Below are 16,559 nucleotides of genomic sequence, written 5' to 3'. Positions count from 1 at the left end.
GTATTTAAGTATTTGATTTTTCTATAAGACCAGTTATGATTATGTCATATCTTTTTTCATATTAATAATATTGTTTTCGTATCAGTGCGATACGATTTACATATCTCAAACCGGAGGTTCCCCATGGATATCAGGCAGCTCAAATACTTTTTGACCATCGCGGAGGAAGGCCAGATCACTTCAGCTGCACGCAAGCTGCAGATGGCTCAGCCTCCCCTAAGCCAGCAGCTGAAGCTTCTTGAAGATGAACTCGGTGTCAAACTTTTCGAGCGTGGTCCCCGTAGCGTACAGCTCACGGATGCAGGCATTATTCTGCGAAACCGGGCCCAGCAGATTCTGGAGCTGACAGACTCCACTACCCGAGAGATTAATGACTTTGCTAAAGGCATGAAAGGCACCATAACTGTTGGAACCGTCTCTTCATCCGGCGCAACCCTGCTTCAAGATAGACTGCGCGAATTCCACAAAATGTATGCCGGTATCAAATTTGAAATTCATGAAGGTAATACGTTCATGGTAATAGACCTTCTCAATAAAGGAATCGTAGAAGTCGGCATAGTCCGCACTCCTTTTAATACTACAAATCTGGAATGCAAGTATAGCAGCGCTGAGCCGATGATCGCTGTAATGACCCCGGAATATGACTGGAGCAAGGGAGAAGCTTCCATGACGGTCAGTGAGCTGCAGAACAAGCCACTGATCATTTATCGGCGATTCGAGCAGCTGATCTCGGAAGCCTGTATCGATCAGGGCTTTGAACCCTCCTTCTTTTGCATGAATGATGATGCCCGTACCACACTGCTCTGGGCTAACGCTGGACTGGGCATTGGTATTATCCCCAAATCCGCCTTCGGACTCGTGAACAACAGCAATTTGTTGTACAAGGAGATTCGTAGCGAGACGCTGCGCACCCGTGTCGCTGCCATCTGGATGAAGGACAAATACTTGTCTTCGCTGGCTGCCAAGTTTATTGATTGCTTCGGTTAAGAAGAAGCCTTATAGAGAATGCAAATAACCCGCCCTGGCTTGCACCAGTGACGGGTTATTCTACTTTTTATAGAGGTGTTAATTGGCTAGGCCAACATTACACCATGATTTTGCAAATATCGTTCGTGAACTGTACAGGGTCGCCTACTTGCAAGCCTTCGATCAGCAGCGCCTGGTTGTACAGCAGGTTCGTGTACAGACTCAGCTTCTCTTTATCATTGTCCGAAGCAGCCTTCAGGGACTGGAACACTTCATGGTTGATGTTGATCTCCAGCACCTTGTCGGCCTGTACTTCCTGGCCGTTCGGCATGGATTTCAGGATTTTCTCCATCTCGATCGTCAGCTCGCCTTCAGAGGAGAGACAGACCGGATGGGTCTTAAGACGTTTGGAAGCTTTAACATCCTTGACCTTGCCGGACAGAATGCCTTTCATCGCTTCGAATAGCTCTTTGTTCTCGTTCTCTTCAGCATCCGTAGGCTTGTCCGCTGCATCGGTCTCGATGCCGAGATCGCCGCTGGAGACAGATCTGAATTCTTTTTCCATATAAGAAGTGATCATCTTGATCGCGAATTCATCGATATCATCGGTGAAGTAGAGGATTTCATAGCCTTTATCAGCTACCAGCTCGGTCTGCGGCAGCTTCTCGATGCGCTCTACGGATTCACCTGCAGCATAATAGATATACTTCTGATCTTCCGGCATTCTTGACACATATTCGTCCAGCGTAACCAGCTTCTTCTCTGTGGAAGAGTAGAACATCAGCAGGTCCTGCAGCGTGTCCTTATGCATGCCATAATCATTGTATACGCCGAATTTGAGCTGTCTGCCGAAGGCACTGTAGAACTGATTGTATTTCTCTCTTCCGTCCTTGAGCAGGCTTTGCAGCTGGCTCTTGATCTTGTTCTTAATGTTCTTGGCAATCAAAGTCAGCTGGCGGTCATGCTGCAACAGCTCGCGGGAAATGTTCAGCGACAGATCCTCGGAATCTACCATCCCCTTGACGAAGCTGAAGTAGTCCGGCAGCAAATCGCTACATTTGTCCATGATCAGAACGCCGTTGGAGTACAGCTCCAGGCCCTTCTCATATTCCTTCGTATAGTAGTCAAACGGCGTATTCTCCGGGATAAACAGAATCGCGTTATAGACCACCGCACCGTCGGCACTGATGTGGATATGCTTGAGCGGCTGGTCGAAACCGTAGCGCTTCTCGGCATAGAAATTGTTATAATCCTCGTCGGTCAGCTCGTTCTTATTCTTCCGCCAGATCGGCACCATGCTGTTCACGGTTTGTTCTTCGGAGACTTCCTCGAACTCGTTCTCGCTGTCAGCCTTAGGCTGGCTGGTGGTGATATCCATCTTGATCGGGAAACGGATGAAATCAGAATATTTCTTAATGATAGACTTCAGGCGGTACTCTTCCAGATATTCATCATATTGATCTTCTTCGGTGTTCGCCTTGATCTTCAGGGTGATCTCGGTACCCACAGTATCTTTCTCAGCCGGCTCGATGGTATAGCCATCAGCGCCTGTGGATTCCCATTTGAACGCTTCACTACTGCCCAGCGCCTTACTGATGACCGTTACATCGTCGGCAACCATAAAGGCCGAATAGAAGCCTACACCGAACTGACCGATAATGTTATGGCCGTCCTTCGCCTCATTCTCTTCCTTGAAGGCCAGGGAGCCGCTCTTCGCGATAACGCCAAGGTTGTTCTCCAGCTCCTCCGCAGTCATCCCGATTCCTGTATCGGTAATGGTCAGCGTTCTGTTTGCTTTATCAGCGGTCACTTTAATATAGTAATCTTCTTTATTGAAGACCAGCGAATCGTCGGCTAATGCTTTGTAATAGATTTTATCAATAGCATCGCTGGCATTCGAGATCAGCTCTCTCAGAAAAATCTCCCGCTGCGTATAGATGGAGTTAATCATCATCTCCAGCAGGCGCTTGGATTCGGCTTTAAACTTTTTTTTGGCCATGAATACATTGATCTCCTTTCAAAATAAACATCTGTATAAGACGAACTTAAGATCCGAACGTAAGACTCGATCGTCACTACGGTGAATGTTTGGACTTTCGGCCGCTGTTGTCCCCAGATTTCTTCTTTATAAACCGCTTCTAGCGGTTGAAATCCGGTGACAAAGGCGGTCGCTTTCGCTCCTACAGTTCCAAACCCTCCCCTTCATTCCTTCGCGCTTTTCGTTACTTTCTTTTATTCGTCTCATATAGTCAACACAACAAAACAATTAGCACTCCACTCAAGTGAGTGCTAACACTTCTTTTTATATACCATATAATAAATTTAGATGTCAATATATTACTGCATATTTGCTATATTTATTGAACTTAAGTTACTAGACATAAGCATCGGTGTCGCTCTGGTGAACCCTGAATTTTCGGCCTCTGTTGGCATCACTTTCACAATCCTGCTGCCTGCGTTCCTGCATCCTGCATCAGCATCTGGATCAGAAATTGCAGCGGATGGGACTTCCATTTCTTGGGATGGATTAGCAATTGCAGATCGAAGTGGATCTCAGGGTGGTTAAAATTCAGCTCGGCGAGATACCCTCGCTCGATCTCCTCCTGGGCTACGATCCGCGGCAGCAGCGCAATGCCCAGCCCGTTCATGACACAGCGCTTGATCGCCTCCAGGTTGGATAGCTCAAAGCCTATGCGGAACACAATGCCGTGCTCCTTGAGCAAATTCTCGAACAGACTTCGGTAAATGCAGCTTTCCTCCGAGACAATGAATTCGCAATTGTTCAGATGCTGCAGCTTAACAGTGTCCAGAGCGGCCAGTGGATGACCAACGGGAGCGATTAGCACCAGTGGCTCTTCCCGGATAATCGTGCGGTTCAGGTAGGAATCTGCCGTGCTGCGGTCCAGCATCAGCCCGATATCCACTTCCCCGTCCTTTATTTTATTGACCAGATTAGCTTCCTGCTGTGTTTGCAAATGAATGTTCAGCCCCGGAAACCGTGTTCGCAGCTGCTGAAGAAAAGGAGGCAAATAAAATGCTGCCAGGGAATCTATCGTTCCGATCGTCAGCGTCCCGCCAATTTGCTGAGCAATCGTTTCTTTGGAACGATCATACAAATCCAGCATCTCCACAAACAGCTTGAGCAACTCCTCCCCCGGAGGGGTCAAGCGCAGCTGGCGTCCATGTCTCTCCATAAGCGGGACACCATACTCCTTCTCGATCTTCTGGATTTGCATCGTAACACTGGACTGGGCATAACCCAGTTCCTCGGCGGCACGGGTAAAGCTCTGGCGCTTAGCCACTTCTCGGAAAGTTCTCAAGTAAGTCAAATCCATAATCTCACCCTAACATCAATAATAATGATGATCCATATCATTTATTATAGATAACACCGATGCAATATTCCATGGTAAAGTAATCTTACAGCAACTAAATTGTTGGAGGCCGATAATCATGCTTACAGAACAACAGGTTTTTGGAGTATATGTCCCCGTGGTCACTCCGTTCAATACAGCCGGTGAAGTTGATCTGGATTCGTATGAGCACTATGTGAACAACATCATTAAACATAATATTCAGGGTCTGGTTGTAAACGGAACCACTGGTGAATCGCCGACGGTTACCGTGGAAGAATTTCAGGTTCTGGTCAATGCATCTCGTGAACTTTTAAAGCAATCCTCAATTCCGCTTATGGTCGGCACTGGAACGAACGATACCGCATCCACTGTAAAACGCACAGAGCTCGCTGGATCTTTGGGCGCAGATGCCGCACTCGTTGTGGTCCCTTATTACAGTCGCCCCTCGCAGCAAGGCATTATTGAGCACTTCCGCAAGGCTGCAGAGGTTGGCGTTCCGATCATGGCCTATGATATTCCCGGACGAAGCGGTGTTGGTATGACTGTCGATACAGCGCGGACGATTCTGGAGATGGACAATGTTATTGGTCTGAAAGACTGTTCAGGTTCGCCACTATTGGTCACCGAGCTGACCAAATATGGCTCCAAGCCGATTCTGTGCGGCGATGATCAGCATTTCCTGGATATGTTGGGACGCGGTGCAGCTGGCGGCATGTTGGCTTCGGCGAATGTACGTCCGGCAGAATTCATCGAAATCTACCAATATTTTGCCTCCGGGCAGCTGGAGCAGGCCAAAGAGGCCTTCGAGCGCCAGCTTCCACTAATCTCACTGCTTTTCAAAGAATCCAATCCCGCTCCGATCAAATGGCTGCTTAGCCACACTGGAGTCATCGGTTCCGATACCCTTCGCCTGCCACTGATGTCCATCAGCACCGCGCTGCAGGAAGAACTTCGTGCATACCAGGCTGGAGCGCTTGTATCCGGGTTGTAACGGTAACGCAATTATCCATATTGAAAGGCTGCCCACTCCGTTTCTCACGGCTGAAGGCAGCCTTTATTTTTTCTTAACCGTACGCAATCCGTCCTCATATCTTTGTAGATAATCCGTCAGCGTAATCTTACGGCACAGCTCCGCGAGCAGGTCGTACGGAATGGCATTTATATTTTTAAAGCGTATACAGCTCTTCCCCATATCAAGCTTGCCTAGGACAACCTGCGCATACTCCTCCTGAAACCAGGTCAACACCTCGGGAAAGATATATATGCCCATATGATAAAAAGCGATATAGTTCTTCTGGGAAGCTATGCTGATAAATGGAAGGGGCTCCTCAGGCTTCGCATGATAACCGGACGGATAAATACTGTGTGGAACAACATAACCGATCATGCCATAGGCCATAGTCTCTTGAAAGCCTTCCGGCAGATTATCCACTACTGTCTTTCTCAGCGCCACCATGGCTTGCTTTCGCTCCTCTGGCAGTTGATGAATATATTCTTCCGGACTGCCTGCTTCATACTTCATTAGGTACCCTCCATTTACGTTACTTCAAATTATTGACCATCAGTTCTATCATACCAAATTCAGGATCAAACTAAAAATAACGACGGATTGTGCAAGGCCACGTTTACGAAAAAAAACGCAACAAAAAAACGGGAGATTGCTCCCCCGCTTCTTCATGCTATATACCTATTAAGACTAGTCTACAATTTCAGCAGTATCGCCATTGTTAGCACCTGCTGCATTGGCTTCGTCTGTATCAATATGCATATCCAGTGCAAAGCTGTCGGATACACGCGCAATTACGTTCTCCAGCACAAGACCGCGTTCGCCACCGAGGCGAACCTTCAGCAGTTGCTTGTCAGCGATGCCCCAAGCTTCAGCATCGGAAGTATGAAAATGAATATGGCGAGCTGCCACAATAACGCCGGTTTCCAGTTCCACTTCACCAGCTGGGCCTTTCAAAGTAATGCCCGGTGTACCTTCGATATTACCGGATTCACGAACAGGGGCTTTCACGCCAAGCGCGAATGCGTCTGTACGGGACACTTCCAATTGGGAAGCAGGACGAGCAGGTCCAAGAATTCTTACTTTGTCAAATTTGCCTTTGGTGCCAATTACCGCTACAGTTTCATTCGCAGCGAATTGACCAGGTTGGGAGAGGGGTTTGAACTCTGTCAATTGATATCCAGGGCCAAACAAAGCCTCCACGTGCTCTTGCGTAAGGTGAATATGTCTAGCCGACACACCTACGGGTACAGTCTTGCTCATTGTAAGTCACTCCTTGAATTTTCTCTAGTATCTGTACAAGCCACAAAACATTATACAACTAAATACTCAAAACCTAAAGGAACCTTGTCACTTTTTATGATAAATTCTTGTATTGGACACATAGTAATACAAAATATTCCAATCAAACATTGCAATCATGGAGTAATTTCTGATAAGAACAACCTGTGCGTTTGGTGTTGTTCGGTGTGTTTGGTGTGTTTGGTGTGTTAAGCACTGGTTAACAGTTTGGCGTGTTTAGTCTATTAAACACTGGTCAACAGTTTGGCCCGTTTGGCGCGTGTGTTGATTCCGTTGCCCCAGATCCGCAATCTTCTAAGCCGGACTATGCTTGCTCGCTTTAGAAGGCAGATTCTCTCGCAAAAAAGTCATGGCGTTCCCGTACAGCCATCCGCTTACAAGATCTTCAGGATAATGCCGGAGCAGCAGCTCCGCAAACTCCGGATATTTTCCCGGATGCTCCAGCCCCTCTACCCAGGTGTCAATGCCGTCAAAATCCGAGCCGAACATCAGAATCCGTTCTCCACCAAGGCTGCATACATGTTCAATATGCTTCAGCAGGTCTTCTCGTCCTGCCTTTCCTCCATCTTCTACAAACCACGGAAAAAATGTTAGCCCCATTCTTCCATCCATAGCAATTAGCGCTTTAATCTGTTCGTCAACCAGATTGCGTGGATGCCCACATATCGCCGCAGCGTTGGAATGAGAGGCAATAAACGGCCGATCGCTAAGCTCTGCAAGCTCCCAGAAGCCCGCTGGGGAGAGATGCGACACGTCCAGTAGCATTCCACTCTGGTTGCACCACTCCACCAGCTTCTTCCCTTTCTCTGTAAATCCTCCATTCCGTCGCTCAAGTACCCCATCTGCAGCCCAGTTGGCATAGTTCCAGGTAACCCCCAGAAACCGTACTCCTAGTTCAAAACAGAGCTGGGCATAGAACAGATTGCCCTCCAGACCGTCTACGCCCTCCACAGAGAGCATTCCTGCGCTGGACGCTCCAATGATCTGGCTTTCCACTTCTTCCTTCCAGCGAAGCCACTGCAAGCCTTGTGACCTCACTACTTTTTCACGAAAAAGATCGATTTGACCCAATATCCGCTCAAACCCCAGTTTTCCCCTGCCCTCCGACAGATAGATAGCAAAACATTGCAGATCTACTCTCCCTGCTGCCAGCCGCTCTGCCGTTACATCGAGGCGCGAATCATTCCGAAAATCAATATCGCCGAAATTCTGCATTTTACTCAACACATCACAATGGAAATCTGCCACCTTCATATCTACTTTCCTCACAGCATTCCCCTCACTTTCTGCTGCCACCCGTCACTATCCACACGAGAGAGCCTTCTTCAGATTCTATGCCGCGACCCCAGGGGTTATCTGTAAATATGCAGCAAAAAAGCCTGTTTACCAAGGTAAACAGGCTTCAAACTGATGTATCTCTATTATCTCGGTTCAACAATAAGTTTAATCGCCGTCCGATCTTCTCCATCAATAACAATGTCCGTAAAGGCAGGAATGCAAATCAAATCAACACCGCTTGGTGCCACAAATCCCCGGGCGATAGCAACTGCTTTCACTGCCTGATTCAGTGCTCCTGCTCCTATTGCCTGCAATTCGGCCGTTCCACGTTCACGGAGAACACCTGCTAATGCACCGGCGACGGAATTAGGATTGGATTTAGCTGATACTTTTAATACATCCATGTAAGTACCTCCCCTGGGAAAAATGATGGTGTTCTTCCACTCTGTAGATGTTATTCGCGGGAGAAGAAATAATTCCTTCTTTTTACCGACTACTTCTACTTAAATTGGTACAAAAGATACTCTTTTTCGATATAAAAAAGATCACACTGCATCCTAAAACGTTGCTTCCGCCCGATTCCTCTTGCTTTTTGACCGTTCCTCTTAGTCCATGATCCAATCGCCTTCGCGCATGCGGATCTTTTCCAGCTTGGTCGCCGCCCCTGTTGCCTCGTCCAGCTCTGCAAACAAACCGTGCAACTGCCACTTGCCTTCGTCCACGACGAAGCGTGATGGAAGCTGTGTTTTGAACTTGTATAGGACCGCTTCTTTTTCCATACCCAGTATTCCTTCTCTTGAACCAACCATGCCCGCATCGGTCAAGTAAGCAGTTCCCCCAGGCAGAATCACATCGTCATTACTCTGCACATGTGTATGGGTACCGACAACGATCGACGCACGTCCGTCCATATGATAGCCCATGGCAATTTTCTCGGAGGTCGCTTCTGCATGGAAATCTACGAGGATGCATTTATGCTGTCTGCGCAGCTCATCCACAATCTCGTCGCCAGTGCGGAACGGACAATCGATAGCTGGCAAAAAGGTACGGCCCTGTAAGTTAACAATCGCTAGTTGCTTACCGTTTGCTTTTATTACCGTGTATCCGCGTCCCGGTGTACCCGGTGGGAAGTTCGCCGGACGAATCAGCCGCGGCTCATCGTCAATAAACTCAAAGATATCACGGTTATCCCACGTATGATTACCCATCGTGATCCCGTGGACGCCCCAGTTGAAGAATTCGTTCGCAATGGCTGACGTTATCCCGCGGCCAGCAGCAGCGTTCTCACCGTTGACAATAATAATATGGGGCTGGTATTTGCTTTTCAGGGAAGGCAGCATTTCACGCAATGCTTTTCTTCCAGTGTTGCCAACGATATCACCAATAAATAGTACTTTAATAAGACTCTCCTCCTAGACTTGCACTTGGTTTGAAACATCGTATTTACAGAAAAAATGGCCCCGCTAGGGGCCACTTTTCTTCATTTGCCTATTTAGCGTATTCTACCGCCCGTGTCTCACGGATTACAGTGACTTTGATATGTCCTGGATAATCCAGTTCATTCTCAATCATCTTCGTAATGTCACGAGCCAGACGGAAGGCTTCCGCATCGTCAATCTTCTCAGGCTGTACCATTACGCGAACCTCACGGCCCGCCTGAATGGCGTATGATTTCTCAACACCCTCGAAAGATTCGGAAATTTCTTCAAGTTTCTCCAGACGCTTGATGTACGTTTCCAGTGTTTCGCGACGAGCACCAGGTCTTGCTGCCGACAGAGCGTCAGCTGCACCAACCAACATTGCAATTACCGAAGTGGCTTCACAGTCACCATGGTGAGAGGCAATACTGTTGATAACTACCGGATGTTCCTTGTACTTCTTCGCCAGTTCGACGCCGATTTCTACGTGTGAGCCTTCTACTTCATGATCCAGCGCTTTGCCGATATCATGGAGCAATCCGGCACGTTTTGCAAGCACGATGTCTTCCCCAAGCTCACCGGCCATAAGTCCTGTCAGATAAGCAACCTCCATGGAGTGCTTCAACACATTCTGTCCATAGCTTGTACGGAATTTCAAGCGACCCAGAATCTTAATCAGGTCTGGATGCAAGCCGTGAACACCTACCTCGAAGGTAGCCTGCTCACCGTATTCACGAATCCGCTCGTCCACTTCTTTGCGGGATTTCTCCACCATCTCTTCAATGCGAGCTGGATGGATACGTCCATCCGCAACCAGCTTCTCAAGTGCCGTACGGGCCACTTCGCGGCGGATTGGATCAAATCCTGACAGAATAACTGCTTCCGGCGTATCATCAATAATGAGGTCAATACCGGTGAGAGTCTCCAATGCCCGGATGTTGCGGCCTTCACGACCGATAATCCGTCCCTTCATCTCTTCATTCGGCAGCGTAACAACCGAGACGGTTGTCTCCGCAACGTGATCAGCTGCACAGCGTTGAATGGCCAGCGTAATGATCTCGCGGGATTTCTTGTCCGCTTCTTCCTTCGCCTGCTGTTCGATTTCCTTGATCATTTGTGCGGTTTCGTGGCGAACTTCCTGCTCTACATTGCTGAGAATAATACTTCTTGCATCTTCGATGCTGAGATTGGAAATCCGCTCCAACTCAGTAACTTGGGTCTTGTAAATGACATCAATTTGTTGTTGGGTTTCATCGATTCGTTTCTCTTTGTTAGCTACTTGTTCTTCTTTTCGCTCGAGCGATTCCATTTTTTTATCCAGCGATTCTTCCTTTTGCAGCAAACGTCTCTCTTGTCGTTGGATTTCGTTCCGACGTTCACGAGTTTCTTTCTCAGCCTCGGTACGGATTCTGTGGACTTCGTCCTTAGCTTCCAATACCGTTTCCTTCTTCAGCGCTTCTGCCTCTTTTCTCGCGTTTTCCACGATGACTACGGCTTCTTTCTCAGCGCTTGAAATTTTAGCTTCTGCAAGGGATTTACGAATAAAATAACCGAACCCAAAGAATAATGCAGCTACAACGAGAACGACAATGATCCAGGCCCATGTTGGCATCTGTTCACCTCCTCGTTGGTTCCTCCAAGGTATGCCTTGGGAATTTGTGCAGTTGTTCAACTATCCGTTTCATCACCATACAAAAAACCGGTAACCTCACCGATTGCCATACTGCACATGCTGCACATGCACACTGCCCGCCATATACGGCGATTACATATCATATGAGTTGTATGCGAATCGCAAAAAGATTCACCCTTTTTGGGAAGGAAAAAGGTTTCTTGCTTTTGCCGATTCATGTTATATTTTATTATTTATAAAAAGACATTGTCAAGAGAGCCGATACCTTCACTAAAGTCAAGTCTAGTAATCCATGAAGTAGGAATCCTCTTCTTGCCCTTCTGCATTCTCTTCCTGGAGCAAAGTATTGATCACCTGCCGCACCATTTCTCCCGGAAAACCACGTCTCATAAGGAAAGCACCTGTCTTGCGCCTTTTGTCGACGACTTCCCCGCGAATCATATTCCACTTCTTGCGTCCTGTCTGGAGCGCACTCGCCAATTCGTCCTCTGGACTGATATTCTCCAGCGCTTCCGCGATCAGTGACTTGTCGATTCCCTTCTCTCGCAATTCCTGGCGAATCCATAGTTTGCCCTTGCGTTGGTTCGTGAGGCGCTGCTCCGCCCACTGTCTGGCGTATAATGGATCATCAATAAAACGTTCCTCCTGCAGCCGCTGCACCACTTCCGCAATAATAGTCTCTCCTATTTCCTTCTGCCGTAAACGGCGGGCCATCTCCTGCGCAGTTCGCGGCTTGCGTTCCAAATAACGAAGACCTTCTACATAAGCGCGCTGGCGCTCATCCGCTAATACAATCTCCTCCAGATCGGCCTTGATAAATGAATTACCCGTGATCATCCGGTATTTAATCATGACATCTTCATGAACGGTCATCGTATAAGGGCCGAAATGAATGATATAGCGGTGATCCGACTTCTTCTGTCGCTCCACCCGTGTGATCTCAAGTAACCCATCCTCCGGAAAATCAGACAACGCCTGTTCATCCTGCTCTTCCGGCTCCGAATCAAGTTGTATAACCATGCTGCTTGTCACCTCATTACCAATATCGTATACATATACCAACCTCAGATTATGAAAAGACACCCTGTTATGTCGTTCACAGGGCGCCTATCCTTAGCGAATATTCAATTCAGACTATTCGATTTCCATCAGCAGATTCTCTTCTTCTTCCTTCTCTGCCGCAATTTCAGATTCACTTGGGGAAGCCACAAGCGTCGATAGATTGCTGGCTTCACGAATCTTGTTCTCAATCACGAGGGCGATGTCCTCATGCTCCTTCAGGAACTGCTTAGCATTCTCCCGACCTTGGCCAAGACGTTCGCCTTCATAGGAATACCAGGCACCACTCTTGTTTACGATATCCATCTCCGTACCGATATCCACAAGACTGCCTTCCTTGGAAATTCCCTCACCGTACATAATATCTACATCTGCCTGCTTGAACGGAGGTGCTACCTTGTTCTTCACAACCTTAATTTTCGTCCGGTTACCCACAACATCGTTCCCCATCTTGATGCTCTCTACGCGACGTACATCAAGGCGAATGGAAGAATAGAATTTCAGAGCTCGACCGCCAGGAGTCGTCTCAGGGTTACCGAACATAACACCGATCTTCTCACGAAGCTGGTTAATAAAGATTGCAATTGTGTTCGATTTGTTGATCGCACCAGACAGTTTACGCAAAGCTTGGGACATTAGACGAGCCTGCAGACCCACGTGAGAATCACCCATGTCGCCTTCAATCTCTGCCTTTGGCACCAAAGCTGCCACGGAGTCAACGACAATAATGTCTACCGCTCCACTGCGAACAAGTGCTTCAGCGATTTCAAGCGCCTGCTCCCCTGTGTCCGGCTGTGAAAGCAGCAGTTCATCTATGTTCACGCCCAGCTTACTGGCATATCTTGGGTCAAGTGCATGTTCCGCATCAATAAATGCAGCTTGTCCCCCAGCCTTTTGCACTTCTGCAATCGCATGAAGCGCAACCGTGGTCTTACCGGAAGACTCCGGACCGTATACTTCGATGATACGCCCCTTCGGAAATCCGCCAATCCCCAATGCGATATCTAACGCCAAAGCTCCGCTGGGTACCACTTCCACTTGCATGTGGGTGGATTCGCCCAGTTTCATTACAGAACCTTTACCGAATTGCTTTTCTATTTGACGAAGCGCCATCTCAAGCGCCGCACGACGATCTGACAACCAGACCACTTCCTTCACTGTTGTTTATAATATACATAATAACGTGTTTTGAAGACCTTGCCAAGCTTTTTTTCGAACATACATTCGTTTTTTTTAACTTCCGGCCTACCTCTCCCTTTTATTGTAAGCCCCCTTCCGGTTGCACAAAATAAGAGCATCGCGGCCGGGAGAATGCATCTCCCCATGATTATCAAACAAAAAACCGCGGCATAGAATGCTCTGCGCCACGGTTCTTCCGTATGTTTCAATTATACAACGTCTTCCAAAGTTATGACAAGTCGGAGCCTTCCAGCGGAGTCTCCACCTTGCGCTCTTCCAGTCTGCGCCAAAGGCGGTACAGCAGTGCTTTTACGGAACGCAAACGGATATTCTCTCGAGTACCCTGTAAATTCAGCTCGTACACTTCCGTCTTCCGGTTCCGCTCAGCAATCCCGATAAAGACGAGTCCCACCGGCTTGCGCTCAGAATATCCTGGTCCAGCCACACCAGTAACTGATAGCCCGAAATCACTGTCTGCAATCATTCTCACCTGCTCAGCCAGCACCTCGGCAACCTCGCGGCTGACGGCGCCAGGAGCATTGCTGCCCTCCAGAAAATCGCTTGGCACGTTCAGCAGCTTCTTCTTGATGTCGTTGGAGTAGCAAACAATCCCCCCGGCGAACATCGAAGCACTGCCGGGAATGTTCGTAATACTCTCCATCAGGAGGCCGCCAGTGCAGCTCTCCGCCGCACTCAAAGTCAGCCCTGCATCCGCCATCCAGTCCACAATCAGCTGTTCCAGCGGCACGTCAATGTTCGCATACATGTGTTCCGGAAGAATATCCTTGATCTGCTTTTCCAGAACATCCAGCTTCTTCAAGGCATCATGCTCGGAAGGAGCCTTGGTCGAAATGCGGACCGTCACTTCGCCCTCCTTGGCATATGGAGCAATCGTTGGATCGGTCTGATTGCGGATCAAATCAATCAGCTTGTCCTCCAGGAGCGATTCACCGATACCGGCAAACTTGAGCATTTTTGAGTAGAGCGGCATTTCGTCCGTCAACGCATGCTGCAGCAGCCATGGCTTGGCCTTGTCCGTGAACATTGGCTTCATTTCACGCGGGGGGCCAGGAAGGACGATATAATATTTATTCTCATGCGCCAGGGCTATGCCCACCGCCAAGCCAATCTCATTAGGTAGCGGAGTAGTGCCTTCAATAATCAAAGCCTGCTTGCGATTGTTCTCTGTCATTACAATCTTCCGTGCGTCAAAAAAGCGCTGTACATGGTCCATGGCCAGTGTATCGATATGCAGACCACGGCCCAGTGCCGCGGCCAGAGCGTCTTTGGTAAGATCGTCTTCGGTTGGACCAATGCCGCCGGTGAAGAGGATCAGGTCCGCACGGCTCTGGGCAATTTCGATCGCTTGCTGCAGGCGGCTGCTATTATCGCCGACCACCGTTTGAAAATAAACATCGATTCCTAGTGCAGCAAGCTCTGTCGATAGGAACTGGGCATTGCTGTTGACGATCTGGCCGAGCAAAAGCTCAGTGCCGACTGCGATGATTTCTGCTTTCATAGCGGGCTGACGCCTCCTGAATTATAGAATGGACCGTTCATTATTATGCTTTATGGAGCTGCAACAGATCCTTGTTCTTGACAAAATAATCGATTCCCGAATAAATCGTGATCAACGTTGCGGCCCAGATCGCGATATCGTCGACCGGAATGCTGATGAACTGGAACGGGAAATTGTTGAGCAGCAGCAGGGAGATGGCGACAATCTGAACAATCGTCTTGATCTTGCCCCATTTGCTGGCGGCCACTACCTTGCCTTCAAGCAGCGCAACCTGACGAAGCCCGGTTACTGCAAATTCGCGGCTGATAATGACAATGGCAATCCAGGAATCGCATCTGCCCAGCTCCACTAACGAGATAAGCACAGCGGTAACCAGCAGCTTATCCGCGAGCGGATCAAGCAGCTTGCCAAGATTGGTGACCATATTATATTTCCGGGCGATATAGCCATCTATTCCATCCGTACTGGCTGCCAGCAAGAAAATCACCGCCGCCACCAAATGGTTAACAGAAAGCTGGAATGAGCCCCAGTGTATCGGCTCTGGATAGAAGCTATAATCCACCAGCAAAAAAAACATCATAATAGGGATAAGACAAATACGAGCAAGCGTGATGCGGTTGGGCAAATTCACTGAAGTTCCTCCCCTGATCAATCATCCAAATCGTGATCCAACATTTCTTACGCAAGTATATTATAGCCATAAAACGGCCGCGGGCAATAGCGGCTGCCCCATCTCATTTATCCCTGAATGTTGTGGGCGCCATGGACAGTTGGCTGGATTCTATACTCTCTCTATCTATTCAAAAAACTGTTGCAATATCCATATGTAATTTGAGCCACATGAGCAAGCAATCATCCTTCTTGCTATGATGAGGCGAATCCGAGATGTTTATACCCTCTCTCTTCCAGCAAAATAGAAAGCACCCCGCAAGCTTGCGTGCTGGTACAGCACAGCGGGGCACAGGTACCTTACTTTAAATTGTTAAACTGCAAATCGAGCGGCAAATCAGCTTTGCGCAGAATTTGGATGATTTGTTGCAGATCATCCCGACTTTTTCCAGTTACCCGGATTTGGTCACCCTGGATCTGGCTCTTCACCTTAAGCTTGGAGTCCCGAATCAGAATATTGATTTTCTTCGCATTCTCCTGATCAATTCCCTGCTTCAAGCCCAGACGTTGGCGTACAGACCCCAGCGCTGCAGGCTCCACCTTGCCGAAATCCAGGTTCTTGAGGGTAATGCCGCGCTTCACCATCTTGGACTGCAAAATATCGATGACAGCATTCAGCCTGAATTCATCCTCAGAGGAAATGATGAGCGCATCTTTCTCCAGCTTCAAGCTGCTTTTGCTATTTTTGAAGTCAAATCGATTGTCGATTTCCTTCTCTGTCTGATGAACAGCATTGGTTAATTCCTGCATATCCATTTTTGAAACGATGTCAAACGAACTTTCCGAAGCCATTACTTCACGTCCTTTTCTTACATTTATTCTGTTACTATTATATGAGAAAGATTTGTCCAAGTCTAATTATGGAAGAAAACATTGACCCGACATGCAAAACAGCCCCACAATGTGGAGCTTGCCATTCTTGCAAAAACACGTCTCCCAGAGGCGACAAAAGCTTGGGAGACGCTTGAATCCCTGAGCGCAGGAACTATCTGCTGCGGGAAGGCGACCGAAACATATCCAAAATCCCCAGCACAATATGCGCAAGTCCGAACCCAAGGATCCCGTAACCCCAGGCACTTGGTGTCAGGTAATATCCCAAGAGCGTAACGATTACACCCAATCCTGCTACAATCCAGCTGACAGTCATGATAGATACACCTCGCTTTGGCGTAAG

General features: G+C 48.2%; 16 protein-coding genes. 2 read left to right on the top strand and 14 right to left on the bottom strand.

The window, feature by feature from the left end; translation table 11 throughout:
* Positions 1–123 precede the first annotated feature (123 nt).
* Positions 124–987, top strand: coding sequence for a LysR family transcriptional regulator (locus ACFORK_RS06610; RefSeq protein ID WP_379196856.1), 864 nt, complete (start codon positions 124–126; stop codon positions 985–987).
* A gap of 97 nt (positions 988–1,084) precedes the next feature.
* On the opposite strand, the gene htpG is transcribed toward ACFORK_RS06610, so the two are convergent.
* Positions 1,085–2,965, bottom strand: a complete 1,881-nt coding sequence (gene htpG / locus ACFORK_RS06605) for a molecular chaperone HtpG (protein ID WP_379196854.1) — start codon at positions 2,963–2,965, stop codon at positions 1,085–1,087.
* 439 nt (positions 2,966–3,404) lie between these two features.
* Positions 3,405–4,301 (bottom strand): LysR family transcriptional regulator, encoded by an 897-nt coding sequence (locus ACFORK_RS06600; RefSeq protein ID WP_379196852.1) that lies wholly within the window; start codon positions 4,299–4,301, stop codon positions 3,405–3,407.
* Positions 4,302–4,419: 118 nt separating this feature from the next.
* Between ACFORK_RS06600 and dapA the strand changes: the two genes are divergently transcribed.
* On the top strand, positions 4,420–5,313 hold the full coding sequence (gene dapA / locus ACFORK_RS06595; protein ID WP_379196850.1) for a 4-hydroxy-tetrahydrodipicolinate synthase: 894 nt from the start codon (positions 4,420–4,422) through the stop codon (positions 5,311–5,313).
* A 63-nt stretch (positions 5,314–5,376) separates the two neighbouring features.
* Here dapA and ACFORK_RS06590 read toward each other — a convergent pair whose 3' ends face one another.
* The 12 genes from ACFORK_RS06590 to ACFORK_RS06535 form a co-directional block, all read right to left on the bottom strand.
* Positions 5,377–5,844: a DUF1801 domain-containing protein gene (locus ACFORK_RS06590; protein ID WP_379196848.1), complete on the bottom strand. Its 468-nt coding sequence runs from the start codon at positions 5,842–5,844 to the stop codon at positions 5,377–5,379.
* A 174-nt stretch (positions 5,845–6,018) separates the two neighbouring features.
* Positions 6,019–6,591 carry a phosphate propanoyltransferase gene (gene pduL, locus ACFORK_RS06585; protein ID WP_066361969.1) on the bottom strand — a complete coding sequence of 191 codons (573 nt, stop codon included), beginning with the start codon at positions 6,589–6,591 and terminating at the stop codon, positions 6,019–6,021.
* Between the two features lie 333 nt (positions 6,592–6,924).
* Positions 6,925–7,884: a dipeptidase gene (locus tag ACFORK_RS06580; protein WP_379197154.1), complete on the bottom strand. Its 960-nt coding sequence runs from the start codon at positions 7,882–7,884 to the stop codon at positions 6,925–6,927.
* A gap of 167 nt (positions 7,885–8,051) precedes the next feature.
* A complete protein-coding gene (locus tag ACFORK_RS06575) occupies positions 8,052–8,312 on the bottom strand; it encodes a stage V sporulation protein S (protein WP_036656334.1) in 261 nt (86 codons plus the stop codon).
* A 201-nt stretch (positions 8,313–8,513) separates the two neighbouring features.
* Positions 8,514–9,308, bottom strand: a complete 795-nt coding sequence (locus ACFORK_RS06570) for a TIGR00282 family metallophosphoesterase (protein ID WP_379197152.1) — start codon at positions 9,306–9,308, stop codon at positions 8,514–8,516.
* A gap of 88 nt (positions 9,309–9,396) precedes the next feature.
* Complete coding sequence (gene rny / locus ACFORK_RS06565) at positions 9,397–10,938, bottom strand: ribonuclease Y (protein ID WP_379196845.1); 1,542 nt, start codon at positions 10,936–10,938, stop codon at positions 9,397–9,399.
* A 303-nt stretch (positions 10,939–11,241) separates the two neighbouring features.
* Positions 11,242–11,979: a regulatory protein RecX gene (locus tag ACFORK_RS06560; protein ID WP_379196843.1), complete on the bottom strand. Its 738-nt coding sequence runs from the start codon at positions 11,977–11,979 to the stop codon at positions 11,242–11,244.
* Positions 11,980–12,093: 114 nt separating this feature from the next.
* Positions 12,094–13,158 (bottom strand): recombinase RecA, encoded by a 1,065-nt coding sequence (gene recA / locus ACFORK_RS06555; RefSeq protein ID WP_379196841.1) that lies wholly within the window; start codon positions 13,156–13,158, stop codon positions 12,094–12,096.
* 268 nt (positions 13,159–13,426) lie between these two features.
* The gene (locus tag ACFORK_RS06550; protein ID WP_379196839.1) at positions 13,427–14,716 is read right to left on the bottom strand and encodes a competence/damage-inducible protein A; all 1,290 of its coding nucleotides are present in this window, start codon (positions 14,714–14,716) and stop codon (positions 13,427–13,429) included.
* Positions 14,717–14,759: 43 nt separating this feature from the next.
* Positions 14,760–15,347, bottom strand: coding sequence for a CDP-diacylglycerol--glycerol-3-phosphate 3-phosphatidyltransferase (gene pgsA / locus ACFORK_RS06545; protein WP_379196837.1), 588 nt, complete (start codon positions 15,345–15,347; stop codon positions 14,760–14,762).
* Between the two features lie 338 nt (positions 15,348–15,685).
* On the bottom strand, positions 15,686–16,177 hold the full coding sequence (locus ACFORK_RS06540; protein WP_379196835.1) for a YajQ family cyclic di-GMP-binding protein: 492 nt from the start codon (positions 16,175–16,177) through the stop codon (positions 15,686–15,688).
* A 193-nt stretch (positions 16,178–16,370) separates the two neighbouring features.
* The gene (locus tag ACFORK_RS06535; RefSeq protein ID WP_175406334.1) at positions 16,371–16,532 is read right to left on the bottom strand and encodes a hypothetical protein; all 162 of its coding nucleotides are present in this window, start codon (positions 16,530–16,532) and stop codon (positions 16,371–16,373) included.
* Positions 16,533–16,559 lie beyond the last annotated feature (27 nt).

It is taken from the genome of Paenibacillus sp. GCM10012306 (genome assembly GCF_042649265.1).
Taxonomy (GTDB): Bacteria; Bacillota; Bacilli; order Paenibacillales; family Paenibacillaceae; genus Paenibacillus_AQ.
The sequence above is the reverse complement of the archived record's forward strand: the minus strand, read 5'-3'. Positions and strand labels throughout refer to the sequence as shown.

Excerpts from the sequence above, each read along its gene's own strand:
- ACFORK_RS06610 (WP_379196856.1), top strand. The coding sequence starts at position 124 with ATGGATATCAGGCAGCTCAAATACTTTTTGACCATCGCGGAGGAAGGC.
- htpG (WP_379196854.1), bottom strand. The coding sequence starts at position 2,965 with ATGGCCAAAAAAAAGTTTAAAGCCGAATCCAAGCGCCTGCTGGAGATG.
- ACFORK_RS06600 (WP_379196852.1), bottom strand. The coding sequence starts at position 4,301 with ATGGATTTGACTTACTTGAGAACTTTCCGAGAAGTGGCTAAGCGCCAG.
- dapA (WP_379196850.1), top strand. The coding sequence starts at position 4,420 with ATGCTTACAGAACAACAGGTTTTTGGAGTATATGTCCCCGTGGTCACT.
- ACFORK_RS06590 (WP_379196848.1), bottom strand. The coding sequence starts at position 5,844 with ATGAAGTATGAAGCAGGCAGTCCGGAAGAATATATTCATCAACTGCCA.
- pduL (WP_066361969.1), bottom strand. The coding sequence starts at position 6,591 with ATGAGCAAGACTGTACCCGTAGGTGTGTCGGCTAGACATATTCACCTT.
- ACFORK_RS06580 (WP_379197154.1), bottom strand. The coding sequence starts at position 7,884 with ATGAAGGTGGCAGATTTCCATTGTGATGTGTTGAGTAAAATGCAGAAT.
- ACFORK_RS06575 (WP_036656334.1), bottom strand. The coding sequence starts at position 8,312 with ATGGATGTATTAAAAGTATCAGCTAAATCCAATCCTAATTCCGTCGCC.
- rny (WP_379196845.1), bottom strand. The coding sequence starts at position 10,938 with ATGCCAACATGGGCCTGGATCATTGTCGTTCTCGTTGTAGCTGCATTA.
- ACFORK_RS06560 (WP_379196843.1), bottom strand. The coding sequence starts at position 11,979 with ATGGTTATACAACTTGATTCGGAGCCGGAAGAGCAGGATGAACAGGCG.
- ACFORK_RS06550 (WP_379196839.1), bottom strand. The coding sequence starts at position 14,716 with ATGAAAGCAGAAATCATCGCAGTCGGCACTGAGCTTTTGCTCGGCCAG.
- ACFORK_RS06540 (WP_379196835.1), bottom strand. The coding sequence starts at position 16,177 with ATGGCTTCGGAAAGTTCGTTTGACATCGTTTCAAAAATGGATATGCAG.
- ACFORK_RS06535 (WP_175406334.1), bottom strand. The coding sequence starts at position 16,532 with ATGACTGTCAGCTGGATTGTAGCAGGATTGGGTGTAATCGTTACGCTC.